Annotated in this window: 14 protein-coding genes; 9 read left to right on the top strand and 5 right to left on the bottom strand. The window is 62.4% G+C overall.

Going from position 1 to position 15,073, the window contains the following annotated elements; genetic code table 11:
• The first annotated feature begins 78 nt into the window (after window positions 1-78).
• Window positions 79-1,158, top strand: a complete 1,080-nt coding sequence (locus tag P3T21_RS18565) for a calcium:proton antiporter (RefSeq protein WP_429257397.1) — start codon at window positions 79-81, stop codon at window positions 1,156-1,158.
• 38 nt (window positions 1,159-1,196) lie between these two features.
• On the opposite strand, the gene P3T21_RS18560 is transcribed toward P3T21_RS18565, so the two are convergent.
• Window positions 1,197-2,081, bottom strand: coding sequence for a LysR substrate-binding domain-containing protein (locus tag P3T21_RS18560; RefSeq protein WP_429257396.1), 885 nt, complete (start codon window positions 2,079-2,081; stop codon window positions 1,197-1,199).
• A gap of 526 nt (window positions 2,082-2,607) precedes the next feature.
• Between P3T21_RS18560 and P3T21_RS18555 the strand changes: the two genes are divergently transcribed.
• The 7 genes from P3T21_RS18555 (at window position 2,608) to P3T21_RS18525 (ending at window position 8,925) form a co-directional block, all read left to right on the top strand.
• Window positions 2,608-3,696: an ABC transporter substrate-binding protein gene (locus P3T21_RS18555; RefSeq protein ID WP_429257395.1), complete on the top strand. Its 1,089-nt coding sequence runs from the start codon at window positions 2,608-2,610 to the stop codon at window positions 3,694-3,696.
• Window positions 3,693-4,625 carry an ABC transporter permease gene (locus P3T21_RS18550; RefSeq protein WP_429257394.1) on the top strand — a complete coding sequence of 311 codons (933 nt, stop codon included), beginning with the start codon at window positions 3,693-3,695 and terminating at the stop codon, window positions 4,623-4,625. Before P3T21_RS18555 ends, P3T21_RS18550 begins: the two co-directional genes overlap by 4 nt.
• The gene (locus P3T21_RS18545; RefSeq protein ID WP_429257393.1) at window positions 4,622-5,482 is read left to right on the top strand and encodes an ABC transporter permease; all 861 of its coding nucleotides are present in this window, start codon (window positions 4,622-4,624) and stop codon (window positions 5,480-5,482) included. The genes P3T21_RS18550 and P3T21_RS18545 overlap by 4 nt, the downstream gene beginning before the upstream one ends.
• Window positions 5,483-5,513: 31 nt before the next feature.
• A complete protein-coding gene (locus tag P3T21_RS18540; protein WP_429257392.1) occupies window positions 5,514-6,590 on the top strand; it encodes an ABC transporter ATP-binding protein in 1,077 nt (358 codons plus the stop codon).
• 38 nt (window positions 6,591-6,628) lie between these two features.
• Window positions 6,629-7,453, top strand: coding sequence for a transporter substrate-binding domain-containing protein (locus P3T21_RS18535; protein WP_429257391.1), 825 nt, complete (start codon window positions 6,629-6,631; stop codon window positions 7,451-7,453).
• 66 nt (window positions 7,454-7,519) lie between these two features.
• Window positions 7,520-8,269 carry an amino acid ABC transporter permease gene (locus P3T21_RS18530; RefSeq protein ID WP_429257390.1) on the top strand — a complete coding sequence of 250 codons (750 nt, stop codon included), beginning with the start codon at window positions 7,520-7,522 and terminating at the stop codon, window positions 8,267-8,269.
• Complete coding sequence (locus tag P3T21_RS18525; protein ID WP_429257534.1) at window positions 8,269-8,925, top strand: amino acid ABC transporter permease; 657 nt, start codon at window positions 8,269-8,271, stop codon at window positions 8,923-8,925. Before P3T21_RS18530 ends, P3T21_RS18525 begins: the two co-directional genes overlap by 1 nt.
• A 122-nt stretch (window positions 8,926-9,047) precedes the next feature.
• Here the strand turns inward: P3T21_RS18525 and P3T21_RS18520 are convergent, their stop codons facing one another.
• The 3 genes from P3T21_RS18520 to P3T21_RS18510 are packed head-to-tail and all read right to left on the bottom strand — an operon-like array spanning window position 9,048 to window position 13,027.
• Complete coding sequence (locus P3T21_RS18520) at window positions 9,048-10,316, bottom strand: c-type cytochrome (protein ID WP_429257389.1); 1,269 nt, start codon at window positions 10,314-10,316, stop codon at window positions 9,048-9,050.
• Window positions 10,317-10,329: 13 nt separating this feature from the next.
• Window positions 10,330-12,570 carry a molybdopterin cofactor-binding domain-containing protein gene (locus P3T21_RS18515; protein ID WP_429257388.1) on the bottom strand — a complete coding sequence of 747 codons (2,241 nt, stop codon included), beginning with the start codon at window positions 12,568-12,570 and terminating at the stop codon, window positions 10,330-10,332.
• A gap of 1 nt (window position 12,571) precedes the next feature.
• The gene (locus P3T21_RS18510; protein WP_429257387.1) at window positions 12,572-13,027 is read right to left on the bottom strand and encodes a (2Fe-2S)-binding protein; all 456 of its coding nucleotides are present in this window, start codon (window positions 13,025-13,027) and stop codon (window positions 12,572-12,574) included.
• A gap of 268 nt (window positions 13,028-13,295) precedes the next feature.
• Here P3T21_RS18510 and P3T21_RS18505 point away from each other — a divergent pair, with 268 nt between their 5' ends.
• On the top strand, window positions 13,296-13,694 hold the full coding sequence (locus tag P3T21_RS18505) for a hypothetical protein (RefSeq protein ID WP_429257386.1): 399 nt from the start codon (window positions 13,296-13,298) through the stop codon (window positions 13,692-13,694).
• Between the two features lie 13 nt (window positions 13,695-13,707).
• Here P3T21_RS18505 and bla read toward each other — a convergent pair whose 3' ends face one another.
• The gene (bla, locus tag P3T21_RS18500) at window positions 13,708-14,595 is read right to left on the bottom strand and encodes a class A beta-lactamase (RefSeq protein WP_429257385.1); all 888 of its coding nucleotides are present in this window, start codon (window positions 14,593-14,595) and stop codon (window positions 13,708-13,710) included.
• Window positions 14,596-15,073 lie beyond the last annotated feature (478 nt).

The raw sequence follows: 15,073 nt of genomic DNA, 5'->3' as shown, positions 1-15,073 counted from the left end.
CCGGGTGGCCCCGTGAAACACGGCCGCCGGCTTTACGGCTTGAGAGCCATTGATAACGAACAGGAAGGAACGCTCCGCATGACTACGACAACGACGCTGCTGCCTCGCTGGACGCTGTGGGTGCCGATCGCGGGCTGGGTGATCCTGGCGGCCGCCGCGCTGCTGCCGGGTAACGCCGTGCTGCTTTCGCTCGTCGGTGCGGCGCTCGCGGGCGCGGTCTTCGCGGGCGTGCATCATGCGGAGGTCGTCGCGCATCGTGTCGGCGAGCCGTTCGGCACGCTGGTGCTCGCCATCGCGGTGACGGTGATCGAAGTGGCGCTGATCGTCTCCGTGATGCTGACCGCCGGCCCGGATAAAGCCGGCCTCGCGCGCGATACGGTGTTCGCCGCGGTGATGATCGTCTGCAACGGGATCGTCGGCGTGTGTCTGCTCGCGGGCGGCATCCGCCATCGCGAGCAGGACTTCCAGATTCGCGGCGCGAGCGCGACGCTCGCCGTGCTGGCGCCGCTGTCGGTGCTCACGCTGGTGATACCGAATTTCACCAGCGCCGCCGGCCCGGTGCTCACGCCGTCGCAACTGGCGTTTGCGGGCGTATCGTCGCTCGTGCTGTACGGCGTGTTCGTGTTTGTGCAGACCGTGCGGCATCGCGACTACTTCCTCGTCGATGTCTCCGATGAAAACGTCCACGCCGAGCCGCCCAGCGCACGCGTGGCGATGCTGAGCGCCGGCTTGCTGGTGGTGTGTCTGGTCGCTGTCGTGCTGCTGGCGAAACTGCTGTCGCCGGTCGTCGAATCGACGGTGGCCGATGCAGGATTGCCGAAGGCCGTCGTCGGCATCGTGATTGCCGCGCTCGTGCTGTTGCCGGAGGCGCTTGCGGCTTTGCGCGCGGCGCGCGCCGACCGTTTGCAGACCAGCCTGAATCTCGCGCTCGGATCAGCGCTTGCCAGTATCGGGCTGACGATTCCGACCGTCGCGGTGGTGTTTCTCTACATCGACCAACCGTTGCAACTCGGGATCGACGGCAAGGAAATGGTGCTGCTGTTTCTGACGCTCATCGTCGGGACGCTGACGCTCGGCACCGGCCGCACTACGATCCTGCAAGGCGCGGTGCATCTGTCGCTGTTCGCGGCGTGGCTGTTTCTGTCGATTGCGCCCTGAACATCCGGGCCTCACGCGCGAAGCCCGCGCGCAACCGGTCAGGCGACGGCTTCGGTCCAGTGTTCCGCGATCCATTCGCGGAACAGATTGAGCTTCTGCTGATGTGCAACGCTGTCCGGATAGACGAAGTAATAGCGCGCGCCCGTCGTCAGCACTGTATCGAACGGACGCACGAGTCGCTTCGCTGCGACATCTTCGTCGATCAGCGCGAGGTCGCTCATCGCGACGCCGAATCCCTGTAGCGCGGCGTTAGTTGCGAGATCAAGCGTATCGAAGCTGGGGCCGTGACTCGCATCGATGTCGCGGGCCTCGACGTGATCGAGCCACATCTTCCAGTCGCGATGGTCGCGCGTCGGGTGCAACAACGTGTGGCGAGCGAGATCTGCGACGCTGCCAAGCGGTTTGTCGTCCAGCAGTTCGGGCGCGCAGACGGGCGTCAGGCGCTCCTCGAACAGCGCCACCGACTGCACATCCGCACCCGGCGACGAACCGTAGATGATCGCGGCATCGAACGGCTCCATCTGGAAATCGACGTCGTGCTGCCACGTGGTCGTGACCTGCACGTGCAGGTCGGGATATTCCGCCTGGAACTGCATGATCTTCGGCAACATCCAGCGCATCACACACGTCGGCACCTTCAGCGCGAGGTCTGTACGCTGACGCGTGAGACGCAGCGAGATTTCCTCGATCCGCGCGAAGCTTTCCTTGACGGCGGGCAGCAATGATTCGCCTTCCGCGGTTAGCGTGAGTCCCTTTGCGTGCCGCTTGAAGAGCGGAAAGCCGTAATAGTCTTCGAGCGCGAGAATCTGCCGGCTGACAGCGCCCTGCGTCAGGCAAAGATGATCCGCGGCGCGCGTGAAGCTGCGATGCCGCGCGACGGTTTCGAAGATCTGGAGGGCGTTAAGAGGCGGAAGTCGTCGCATGATGGGAGCGGCCAGCTATCAGGAAAATGCATTGCGGCAATCAGGTCCGCCGGATGCGCGGTCAATCGTGCCATGCCCGCAGGATACGCCATTCAAAATGCTGACACGACTGGCAATTGCCCTTGCACGCATGCGTTCATCTCATGGCCGTGTTCGTCCGCGGCAGATAGCGTGCCGCAAATACCGCGGGGATTGACACATAAAGCCGAAGAACCACGCCCCGCACGCACCGCTTTGGTGCTTTTAATACGTTTTCGCACCATAGCTGACCTTTGCTCATGCCTCGGCGTCCGCGCCGCCTGCGTGTTCATGCTGGACGTAAACCCGCACACGGCGATGCGCCAAGCGTTTGCGCGATCGACGCGCTGCGCCGCCCGGCCTGCCCGGTCGCCTGCCGCATGAGCTTACGTCATGGCTTCCATGCAGAGATTTCGTTTGTTACGTGATTTTGGCAAACCTAGAGTGCATCAACGCGCCACACCATCGGCTGCGCCGGATTGCAACTTTCACAACGGGAGAGACGGCCATGCAGGACAACAAAAGACGACAGGTAATCAAGACGATCGGTGCGGCGCTGGCGGCGTCCACGCTACCGATGCCCTTCATCAACGTGAATGCGCAGGAGAAAAAATTCGCAGGCAAGACGCTGCGGCTCCTGACCTGGTCCGACGACACGGGCGCGGCCGCGATGCGCAATATCGCCGCGACGTTCACCGAGAAGACCGGCGCCAAAGTGATCGCCGACCGCGCCGACGGCACCTCCGGCATGGTCGCGAAGACGAAGGCCGCGGGCGACCGTCCGACCTATGACGTGATCACGCTGGCAGGCGTCGGCGCGGCCGGTCTCGGCGACGCAGGTCTGCTGGTCAAGCCCGATCTCAACAAGCTGCCCAATCTCAAGGACGTGCCCGAGCAGTACCGCACCGGAGCGAACGGCTTCGGCGTCGGTTACCTGCTGTGGTCCGATGGCCTGATCTACAACACGGCGACAGTCAAGACGCCGCCGTCGTCGTATGAAGCGCTGTGGGACCCGAAGTACGCCGGCCGCCTCTTCCTGCCGCCGCCGGAATGGGCCGAAGCGGTCGACCTCGCGATCATCGCGGCAAAACTCGCGGGCGGCTCGCAGCAGAACATCGAGCCGGGCTTCAAGAAGCTCGCGCTGCTGAAAGACCACGTGATGACGCTCGGTGAAAATCCGAATCAGGTGGCCGATCTGTTCCGCACGGGTTCGCTCGATATCGGCGGGATCTATTCGCCGGCATTTTTCCCGGCGCAGATCCGCAAGCCTGAGTACAAGATGGGCGTCACGTACGGCATGAAGGAAGGTTTCGCGACGCAGTTGATGTTCACCGTGATTCCGAAAGCGCATCCGGGTGACATCGATCTGATCCACGCGTTCATCAACCATTCGCTCGACGCCGGTGTGCAAGGCCGGATGGCCGCCGACGTGCTGAACGGCCCGGTGAATTCGAAAGCGCAGATTCCGGCGGAAAGCCGCGCATTTGTGCCGACCCCGCAGCAGATCGCCGAAAAAGCGATCCTGCATGACGACAAGGCGCTGGCGGTTGTACAACCGGCGTGGATCAAGCGCTACACCGAAATCTTCGCAGCATGACCACGATGCCCGCGCTCTCCTCGCAGCGCGCCGGTTCCGGCGCACCCGATGAACCGGCGGCCGGCGCGTCGGGCGGTCTGCTCGCGCGGGCACGTCCGTGGATTCTGCTCGCGCCGATCCTCGCGTTTCTCGCGGTGCTCGCAGCCGCAGCGCTCGTTGTGCTGCGAATGAGCTTCGGCACATCCGGCAACGAGTGGCACAGCTTCACGCTGCAGAACTACGCCGACCTTGCGGACAATTATTTCCTGAAGTCGCTGTGGCTGACGTTGCGGCTCGCGTTCCAGAGCATGGTCTGCGCGGTGCTGCTGGCCATTCCGGTTGCGCTGGCGATGGCGCGGACTGAATCCCGGCTCGCGCGTCGTCTGTTGCTGGCGGGCGTGCTGTTGCCGCTGCTCGTGAACCTGCTGCTTCAAGGTTATGGCTGGCTCGTGATTCTTGGGCCGGCAGGTCTGCTTAACCATGCCTTGATCACAGGCGGCTTCATCGATCGTCCTGTGCAGTGGCTTTATCGTGAGCATGGCGTGTTGCTCGGATTGATCCAGACCGCGTTTCCGCTGGCAGTGCTGCCGCTCTCGAGCGCGATGCGCGCCGTGTCCCGCTCGTATGAAGAAGCCGCTGCCACACTCGGCGCGACGCGCATGCAGACGCTGCGTCACGTGATGCTGCCGCTCGCGATGCCCGGTCTCGTATCAGGTGCGTTGCTGGTATTCGCCTACAACGCGAGCGCGTTCGCGGTGCCGCTGCTGCTCGGCGGGCGCCGCGTGCCGATGCTGGCCGTGCTCGTCCACGATCAGGTCGCGCCGCTGCTGAACTGGCCGGCGGCTTCCGCATCGGGCATCGTGCTGATGGTCGCGACACTCGCCGTGATGACTATCTCCCAGCGGCTCGTGCGCCGCACGCAGCGTCTCGAAGAGGAGCCGAAAGCATGAGCACCGTCGCCACTTCGCGCACGTTCCGTCTGCCCACCACCATGCCTGGCCGTCTCGGCAAGGTATCGAGTCTGCTGGCCGCGATCGTGCTGTTTCTCGCCGCGCTGCCGATCCTGACGATGATCACGATGTCGTTCAGCGCATCGGACACGCTCGATTTTCCGCCGCACGAATACAGCCTGCAGTGGTATCGCGCGGCATGGCACACGTTTGTTTCGCCCGATGCAAGCGACGTGCTCTCGATGGGCAGCGCACTGACCACAAGCCTGATCGTTGCAATTTCAACGATGATCATCGCGACGCTGGTTTCCGTGCCCGCCGCGTATGCGCTTTCACGTTACCGTTTTCGCGGCAAACCCGCCGTTGAACAGCTGGTCGCGTTGCCGCTCGTCTATCCGCTCGTGATGCTGGGGCTCTCGCTGCTGCTGGTGTTCAACGTGCTGCCGGTCGAGCTCGGCGTGTTCAGGCTGATCATCGCGCACGTGATTCTCGCACTGCCGTTCACGGTGAAGAACTGCGCGGCATCGGTGGCGACGATCGGCCCGGAGTTCGAAGAAGCCGCCTGCGTGATGGGCGCAAGCCCGCGCCGCGCGCTGATCGACGTCGTGTTGCCGCTGATGAAGCCGGGCATTCTGGCCGGCATGCTGTTCGCGTTCATCATCTCGTTCAACGAATTCACGGTCACGTTCTTCCTCTACGGTATCAACACGATGACGCTGCCGGTGTGGCTGTATAGCCGCACGGTGTCGTCGCTCGATCCGACTGTGTTCTCGTTCGCGGTGTTCATCGTCGCGATCGATTTCGCATTGATCTGGGTGCTGGAAAAACTGATCGGCGACGAAGGCGTTGCGCTCTAACGCGCCGCTGCGCCAACCTGAAGGAATCATCATGACGCATCTGACCTTGCAATCCGTGACGAAGCGCTTCAACGGCGCAACCGCCGTCGATAACGTCGATCTCAGTGTGCCCGATGGCAAGCTGGTCTGCTTTCTCGGCCCGTCGGGTTGCGGCAAGACCACGCTGCTGCGGATCATCGCCGGGCTCGAAACACCGACGTCGGGCAGCGTGATGTTCGCCGGCAAGGACGTGACGCACGTGCCCGCGAACCGGCGCGACTTCGGCATGGTGTTTCAGTCGCTGGCACTGTTTCCGCACATGAGCGTTGCGGAGAACATCGCGTATCCCCTGCGGCTGCGCAAGATGGACAAAGCCGCGCAATCGCGACGGATTGCCGAACTGCTGGAACTGATCCAGTTGCCGCATATGGCGAACCGCCCGGTCACGCAGCTTTCCGGTGGTCAACGTCAGCGTGTGGCGATCGCACGTGCGATTGCTTCGTCGCCGAAACTGCTGCTGCTCGACGAGCCGCTTTCGGCGCTCGACGCCAAGCTGCGCGAAGCGATGCAGGTTGAAATCCGTCTGCTGCAGCAACGCCTTGGCATCACGACAATCATGGTCACGCACGACCAGCGCGAAGCCATGACGATGGCCGACGAAATCGTCGTGATGGAAAAAGGCCGCATTGCGCAGGTCGGCAAGCCGCTCGATATCTACCGTGATCCGGTCAGCGAATTTGTCGCCGACTTCATTGGCCTTGGCAACATCCTTCCGGTTACGCATGACGGACTCGGCGGCGTCAACCTGCCGGGCGGTCAACAGATCATCGTTGCCAACCCTGGACGCGTTGCTTCCGCGGCAACCGACGAAATCCGCCTGCTTATCCGGCCGGAAGACGTCTGCGTCAAACCTGCTTCGACGGAAAGCAGCGGCAATCATCTTGCCGGCACGGTGACCTTCATCCGCGACGTCGGCGCCACACTCGAAGCAACGATCGACTGCGCCGGCTTCACGCTCACCGCCGCGACCACGCCGCGCGAAACGCCAGGACTCCGGACGGGCATGCCCGTCCTCGCCGAACTGCCCGCACACGCATGCAAACTGATCGCTGCGCGCGCCGCACATTGAGTTTTCCAAAACCAACGTTTTCGACAGAGGAACGACTGATGACCACCCTTCACTCACTCCACGCACACGCCCGTCGCCTGCTGAAAGCCACTGCGGCCGGCCTTGCGCTGACCAGCGCCGCCGCGCTCACAGCTTACGCGCCGGCTGCCCACGCCGACGCGATCGACACGATTGCCAAATCCGGCGTGGTCCGCGTCGGCGTTTTCATGGACTATCCGCCGTTCGGCTCGATCGGCCCGGACATGAAGCCGATGGGCTATGACATCGACGTCGCCGACCTGATCGGCAAGGCGCTCAATGCGAAGGTCGAGCTGGTGGCAGTCACCGGCGACAACCGGATGGCGTACCTCGCCGACCACAAGGCCGACATGCTGCTCTCCGTCGGCCAGACGCCGGAACGCGAGAAGGTCATCGACTTCTCGAAGCCCTACGCGCCGTACTATCTGGCCGTATTCGGCCCGAAAACGCTGGCCGTGAAGAACGCAAATGACCTCGCCGGCAAGTCGATTTCGGTTGCGCGCGGCACGCTGGAAGACCTGAGCGTCACCAAAATTGCCCCGCCGACGGCCACGATCAAGCGTTTCGACGATCCGAACGGTGCTATTTCTGCATTTCTTTCTGGTCAGGTACAGTTGATGGTGGTCGGCAACGACGTGGGTGCGACGATTCTCGCGCGTCACCCCGCGATCGATCCGGAGCAGAAGTTCGCGCTTTTCAGCTCGCCGGATCACGTCGGCCTCAACAAGAACGAGCCGCGCCTGCTGCAAAAGGTCGACGAAACGATCGCCAAAGCACGCAAGGACGGCACGATGAACGCGATTTCGCAGAAGTGGCTGCGCACGCCGCTGCCGGCTGATCTCTAAGCCGACAGCGAGGGCCCGGGCCGCTTCAGCTGAACCCGGGCCTTACCACACGATGACCAGCACCCCATGAGCTACGCGTTCGACTTCAGCGGCTTCGATATGTACGCGGGCATGCTTGCCCGCGGCGTCGGCGTCACCCTTGGGCTCACCGCCGTATCGACGGTGCTGGGCGGACTCGTCGGTATTGCCGGCGCGGGCATCAGCATCGGCGGCCCACGCTGGTCGCGTGCGGTTGTGGCGGCGTATGTGGAACTGATCCGCAACACGCCGTTCATCGTGCAGCTGTTCTTCATTTTCTTCGGTTTGCCGGGGCTCGGCATTCATATCGACGAAGTCTCGGCCGCGATTCTCGCGATGACGGTGAATCTCGGTGCATACGCCACTGAGATCGTGCGCGCCGGTATCGATTCGATTCCGCGCGGCCAGGTGCAGGCGGCGATGGCGCTCGGTCTGCATGGACGTCAGGTGTTCAGGCACGTCGTGCTGCCGCAGGCCATTGCCAACGTGTTTCCTGCGCTGCTAAGCCAGGTGCTGATCGTGATGCTCGGTTCGGCGGTGGTCTCGCAGATTTCGGTGCCCGACCTGACCTACGCGGCGAACTTCATCCAGTCGCGCAATTTCCGTTCGTTCGAGAGCTACCTGATCATTACCGCGACGTATCTGTTCCTGTCGATCGCGTTGCGGCAGGTGATAAACCGTCTCGGCGCGCGCCTCTTCGCGGGACGTATGCCGCACTCGGCCAGCGCGCCGCGCGGGCTTTTCCGTATTCTGTCTGCGTGGCGCACGGCGCGCGCGTTGCCTTCGGAGCGTTCGTGATGATGGAATTTACGCTCTGGGATATCGGCCGCAATCTGCTGCTCGCGGCACGCTGGACGGTGCTTCTTTCGCTGATCGCGTTTGTATGCGGTGGCGCGGTCGGCCTGATCCTGCTCGCAGCGCGTGTGTCGCCGTTGCCGTGGATGCGGCGCGCCGTGACGCTTTACGTCGAGCTCTTTCAGGGCACGCCGTTGCTGATGCAGCTGTTTCTGGCGTTCTTCGGCTTGCCGCTGCTGGGCATCGATGTGTCGCCGTGGGTGGCCGCGACTGTCACGCTCACGCTGTATACGAGCGCGTATCTTGCGGATATCTGGCGCGGCTGCGTCGAAGCGGTGCCGCGCGGCCAGTGGGCCGCCGGCGCGAGTCTCGGCATGACGCACGCCCAGCAGTTGCGCTATATCGTGTGGCCGCAGGCGCGCAAGATCGCGACGGCGCCGACCGTCGGCTTTCTCGTGCAGGTTGTGAAAAGTACGGCGCTGACGTCGATCATCGGCTTTGTCGAACTCACGAAAACCGGCACGATGATTACGAACGCGGTGTTTCGCCCGTTTCCGATCTACGGCATGGTCGCACTGCTCTACTTTGCGATGTGCTTCCCGCTGACGTGGTATGCGCGTGTGCTTGAGCGGCGCGCTCGGGTTGGGCAGCATCGGTAGCGTTTTGCTGCTGCATCGCCTGAAGACCCCATGACTGAATGACTGAACGACAAAAGGCCACTGCGGTGATTTCCCGCAGTGGCCTTTTTTTACGAACCGCTAACCGCACCAGGCAGGCGTATTTAACGCGCCGCGTTAGTCGACTTCCGCAACTTCGCGACATCATCCGGCTGCACGGCAGGCGCGTTGTTATTCCAGCCTGCCCGGATAAACGTCAGCACATCAGCGATCTGCCGGTCGTTCAGTACCGGCGCGTACTTCGGCATGGGATACGGCGCCGGAATACCATCCACCACCAGATCGCCAGTACCGTTCAGCGTCACATTGACGAGCGACGACGCATCTTTCTCCAGCACGTTCGGATTGCCCGCCAGCGGCGCGAGCATGGGCGCAAAACCGCGACCATCGACGCCATGACAGTGCATGCAATACGCCGTATAGACTTTCGCGCCCGGATCGTTTGCAGGCCGGTTCAGCGACACCTTCGTCGCCTTCGGGTCATACGCGTACTGCGCGCCGCCATAACCGCCTGACGCCGGCAGCGACTTCAGATACTGCGCCACGGCCTTGACGTCGGTATCGTTCATCGCCTGCGTGCTGTTGTTGATCACGCTCGTCATCGAACCGAACGCTGAAGCATGCGCGTTCGCGCCGGTCTTCAGAAACGTGGCCAGATCCTGTTCCGACCAGCGCCCCAGCCCGAAGTTATGTTCGCCAGTCAGGTTCGCGGCGAACCAGCCGTCGAGCAGACCGCCCGTCAAAAACGCGCTGTCGCTTTCATCGAGCGCTTTCTCCTGGAACGCGAAGCCGCGCGGCGTGTGACACGATCCGCAATGCCCGAGGCCCTGAACAATGTAAGCGCCGCGATTCCAGGCGACGTCCTTGCCCGGTTTGTCCTGGTACACTCCGCTTTTCAGAAACACGATATTCCAGAGCTTCAGCGGCCAGCGCATGTTGAGTGGCCATTTGATGTCCGGTTCGCGATTCGCCTGTTTAACCGGCGCAACGCCGTTCATGAAATACGCGTAAAGCGCATGCGTGTCGTCGTTGTTCACCTTCGCATACGACGGATAAGGCATCGCCGGATACAGGTTATGGCCATCCTTCGCGACACCTTCCCGCATCGCGCGCGCGAAGTCTTCCTCCGTATAGCGGCCGATGCCCGTATCCGGATCGGGTGTGATGTTGGTCGTGTAGATCTGACCCATCGGCGTGTTCATCGGCAGGCCGCCCGCGAACGGCTTGCCGCGCGGCGCCGAGTGACACGCGACGCAATCGCCGAGCTTCGCCAGATACGCGCCACGTTGCACGAGCGCGTCGTCGGCGGCATACGCGGCCAGCGGCAAGGCGATACCCAGCGCCGCGGATACAGCTTTGAGTGTGATGTTCATCGACGGTCTCCGGTCAGGCGGTTTGCAGCTGGCTGCCGACCGGCAATTGCCGGATCCGCTTGCCCGTCGCCGCAAAGATCGCGTTCGTCAGCGCCGGCGCGAGCGCCGCCGTACCCGGTTCACCGATGCCGCCTGGCGCTTCGGCACTCTTCACGATGTGGACGTCGATTGGCGGTGTCTGGTCGATCCGCAGCATCCGGTAGTCGGTGAAATTGTTCTGCTCGACGCGGCCGTCCTTGATCGTGATTTCGCTGTACAGCGCTGCCGTGATCGCGAAGATCGCGCCACCCTGCACCTGTGCCTCGACGGTGTCCGGATTCACCACCATGCCGCAGTCCACCGCACAGACCACGCGCTTCACAGCCACTTCGCCCTTGTCGACGGCCACGTCGACAACCATCGCAAAGAAACTGCCGAACGCGTGCATCACCGAGACGCCGCGCCCCTGACCCTGCGGCACCGCACTGCCCCAGCCCGCCGCCTGCGTTGCCACGTCGAGCACGTTACGCGCGCGCGGTGAATGCCCAAGCAGATCGCGACGATATTTAACGGGGTCGACCTTGGCCTGCGCGGCGAGTTCGTCGACAAAACTCTCGACAACGAACGTACTACGCGTCGGACCGACACCACGCCAGAATGCCGTCGGCACCGCGTGCGGTTCCTGACGTACGTAGTCGACCAGCTGGTTCGGCAGATCGTACGGAAGATCGGCGGCCACTTCGACGGCATCGGGATCGAGCCCGTTCTTGAAGGCCGGCGGCGCGAAGCGCGCGAGAATCGACGAGCCCACAATCCGGTGCTGCCACGCGACCGGTTTGCCGTTCGCGTCGAGTCCCGCGGAGATCCTGTCGTAGTAATACGGGCGGTACATGTCGTGCTGGATGTCTTCCTCGCGCGTCCAGACCACCTTAACGGGTACGCCGAGCTGCTTGCCGACCTTCAGCGCCTGGGTCGCCATGTCGAACTCGAGCCGTCTGCCAAAGCCGCCGCCGAGCAGATGGTTATGCACGACGATCTTCTCTGCCGGCAGACCGGTGATCTTCACAGCCGTATCGACAATGCGCGTCGGCACCTGCGTGCCGAGCCAGATCTCGCAGCCATCGGCCCGAACATGAACCGTGCAGTTGACCGGCTCCATCGTTGCGTGCGCAAGGAACGGCTGCTGATACACAGCGTCGACGCGCGTTTTCGCGGACGGGAACGCGGTGTTCACGTCGCCTTCCTTGCGCGCCACCGCGCCCTCGCGCTGCGATGCGTTCGCGAGATCGTCGACGATCTGCTTCATCGATATCTGCGCACCCGCGCCTTCGTTCCATTTGATATCGAGCGCCTGCACGCCGCGTTTCACGGCCCACGTGTGATCGCCGACCACCGCCACACCGTTGTCGAATTTGACGACCTGACGCACGCCGGGAATCTTCTTTGCGTTCGTATCGTCGACGCCTGCAAGCGTGCCGCCGAACACCGGGCATGTTGCAATGGCCGCGTAGACCATGCCAGGTACGCGCACGTCGAGACCGAACACCGCCGTGCCGTCGACCTTTTCCGGCGAATCGAGTCGCTTCGCCGTGGTGCCGATCAGCTTGAAGTCCTTTGGATTTTTCAGTGTCACGTTTTGAGGCGCCGGCAATTTCGCGGCTGCGTCGACGAGATCGCCGTACGCGATGCTGCGGTTGCTGGCCGCATGAACGACCTTGCCGGCCTGTGCATGACACGTCGAAGGATCGACCTGCCATTGTTGCGCGGCCGCGTTGATCAACACCACGCGCGCGGTTGCGCCGGCGCGCCGCATCGGTTCCCACGCGTAACGGATCGATGTCGAGCCGCCCGTCAGCTGGCCGCCGAGCAGCGGGTCCATGAAGAGCTTTTCGTTCGGCGGCGCGTGATCGATCGTGACGCTCTCAAGCGGCACTTCGAGTTCTTCCGCGATCAGCATCGGGATGGACGTGTACACGCCCTGTCCCATCTCGACCTTCGGAATCACCAGCGAGACCTTGCCGGTCCGGTCGATCTGCACGAACGCATTCGGCGCGAACACGCCCTCCTGCGGCGCTTCAATGCCATCGCCACCGATCACTGACCTGTGTGGCGGCTGGTCCTGACCTGCCGCTGGCAGACTGAAGCCAAGCAGCAGACCGCCGCCCGCCGCCGCACCTATCGTCGCGCCGAACTTGAGGAACGTGCGACGGGAAATACCATGCGCCTCTTTTCCGCGCGTGTCGCCATTTTGTGCGTCGAGCAATCCTTGCGACATATCACGCCTCCTTCGCGGCTTGCTTGATGGCCGCGCGGATGCGGTTGTACGTGCCACAGCGACAGATGTTGCCCGCCATCGCGGCGTCGATATCGGCATCGCTGGGATTGGGATTCGACGAGAGCAGCGAGGCCGCGGACATCACCTGCCCGGACTGGCAGTAGCCGCACTGCACGACATCGAGCTGACGCCACGCGACCTGCACTTTCTTGCCAGCAGGCGTATCGCCGACGGCTTCGATCGTCGTCACCTTGCGATCGCCGACGGCTGCGACCGGCAACACGCACGAGCGGACCGCGACGCCGTCGAGATGTACGGTGCATGCGCCGCATTGCGCGATACCGCAACCAAATTTGGTGCCGGTTAGCCCGACGAGGTCGCGCAACACCCAGAGCAACGGCATATCGGGCGGTGCGTCGACAGTATGAGCCTGTCCATTTATCGTAAGCGTTGTCATGAGCTGCTCCGGATTGTGGGGTTATTGTTTGAACGTAGACTGAATTCGCAATGGGCTGACGGAATTTATTCTGTCGACTAGCGCTAATACAGCGCTATGCTGGTGAACAGCGCAACTGACACTTGAGAACGCATCGGCATAGCAACGAACAGCGATGAACGAAAGGGCGAAAAGATTGTAGCGCCGACTGAAATTACGTGTTGACCAGCTGCCAACACGTTTGCTGGCTTGCTGTCAGAATCGCCTGATGAACTGAAAGGAGAAGACGATGAACGAAGCGCGCGCGATTCAATTTCTGAATGCCATCCGCAAACCGCTACTGACACTGCACAAGACGATCCTCGACCACGAACGCGCATCGTATGAGAAAGAGTTTGGTCCGATCACGCCAGCGGCGTTTCTTCAGGTGCTGATCAACGGCTCGGGGTTTCGCTGGATTACGCCGCTCTCGACGATCATCGCGAACATCGACGAAGTCGTCGACGACAAGAAAGCGACGCCCGCGGATAAAACCGGCGCCGCGGAGGCTGTCGTCGCGCTGTTCGCACCCGGCGACCCGAATGCGATTTTTCTGCCGCGCTATCTGCCGCTGCTACAGATGAATCCCGACATGCTGCACGCGCATGGGCAGGTCGCGCAGTTGCTGCGCGAAGTGGCGGAGAAGTAGCGCGCGCCAGTCGTTATGCGAATGCAGCCACGACGATACGCGCGGCGTCGGCGAGCACGTCGCCGCGCGATTTCGCGTCCTTATCGTTCTGCGTGAAGTAAGTCACAAGGACGATCGGCGGCTTTGCGGGCGGCCACAGCACGGCGACATCATTGGTCGTGCCGTAATCGCCCGTACCTGTCTTGTCGATCACATCCCAACCTGCTGGAACGCCGGCGCGAATACGTGCCCCGCCCGTTGTGTTCGCACGCATCCACACCTGAAGCTGGTCGCGTTGCGGTGCGCCCAGCAGATCACCAAGTGCGAGCCGCTGCACGCTTTGCAGCATCGCGGCGGGCGTCGTCGTATCGCGCGGGTCGCCCGGGATCGCCGTGTTCAGCTCCGTTTCCCAGCGGTCGAGGCGAAACGTATCGTCGCCTGTTGAGCGCGCGAACGCCGTGACGGCTGACGGACCGCCCACAATCCTCATCAGCAGGTTCGCGGACGTGTTGTCGCTATAGTCGATGCCAGCCGCGCAGAGTTCGGCGATAGTCATGCCCTCGTCGACGTGCGTCTCCGTTATCGGTGAATACGCGACGAGATCGGCCTTCGTATACCGGACGCGTTGTTGTAAAAAGCCCGGCTCCTTCGCGCTGCGCGCGAGGATCGCGGAGACGATCATCACCTTGCACGTGCTGCATAACGCAAAGCGTTCGTCCGCGCGATGAGCGAGCTGCGCGCCATTCGCCGTATTCAATGCCGCGACGCCAAGGCGTCCTCCTGATGACGCTTCGAGCGCCGCAAGCTTTGCTTCGGGCGAAGAGGCTTTAGACATATCGGTCGCCCATGAAGAACAGGCAGCGATAAAGGGCGTGGATGCAGCCGCGAGCAGCAGTACGCGACGGGAGGGCGAATGAGTCATCGTCGGATTGATCGTGTGAGGTTTGCCGGGACAGTCATGCGTGCGATTCGATTGCGCGACCTCTGGAAGGTTCCGCGTTATCGAACGCCATCGTTGCTGTCTTTGAGGCCACCTGATCCCGAATATCCTCACCATTGGGTTTTCGATCTGACGCGGACGAAATGCATGCATTCCATCGAGGAAAGGATGTTTGTCTATTGACAATCCCTTCCTCATGCACTTCGCACGGTGCGAAAACCCCTTATTTCAGGTGCTTTTATGCATCGTTCGCTAATCGACGTCGCCTTGCATCGTCCATCGCACAAAAATGCATCGCTTGTTGTTGCGATTGTTTCCACACCTGACTTGATCAAAGGTGAGGTTCTGCGGGAGGCGTTTTTATCGCGTTGCGCTGCTGGCCGTCGCGAATGCGGTGGCCGGAAGATCCGTTGTCACCACAACGAACGGCCCCCGGCAAGCGATTTGTCGGGGCCACTTT

This window comes from Paraburkholderia sp. GAS334 (genome assembly GCF_050436625.1).
Taxonomy (GTDB): Bacteria; Pseudomonadota; Gammaproteobacteria; order Burkholderiales; family Burkholderiaceae; genus Paraburkholderia.
This window is presented reverse-complemented; position numbering and strand designations above follow the sequence as displayed.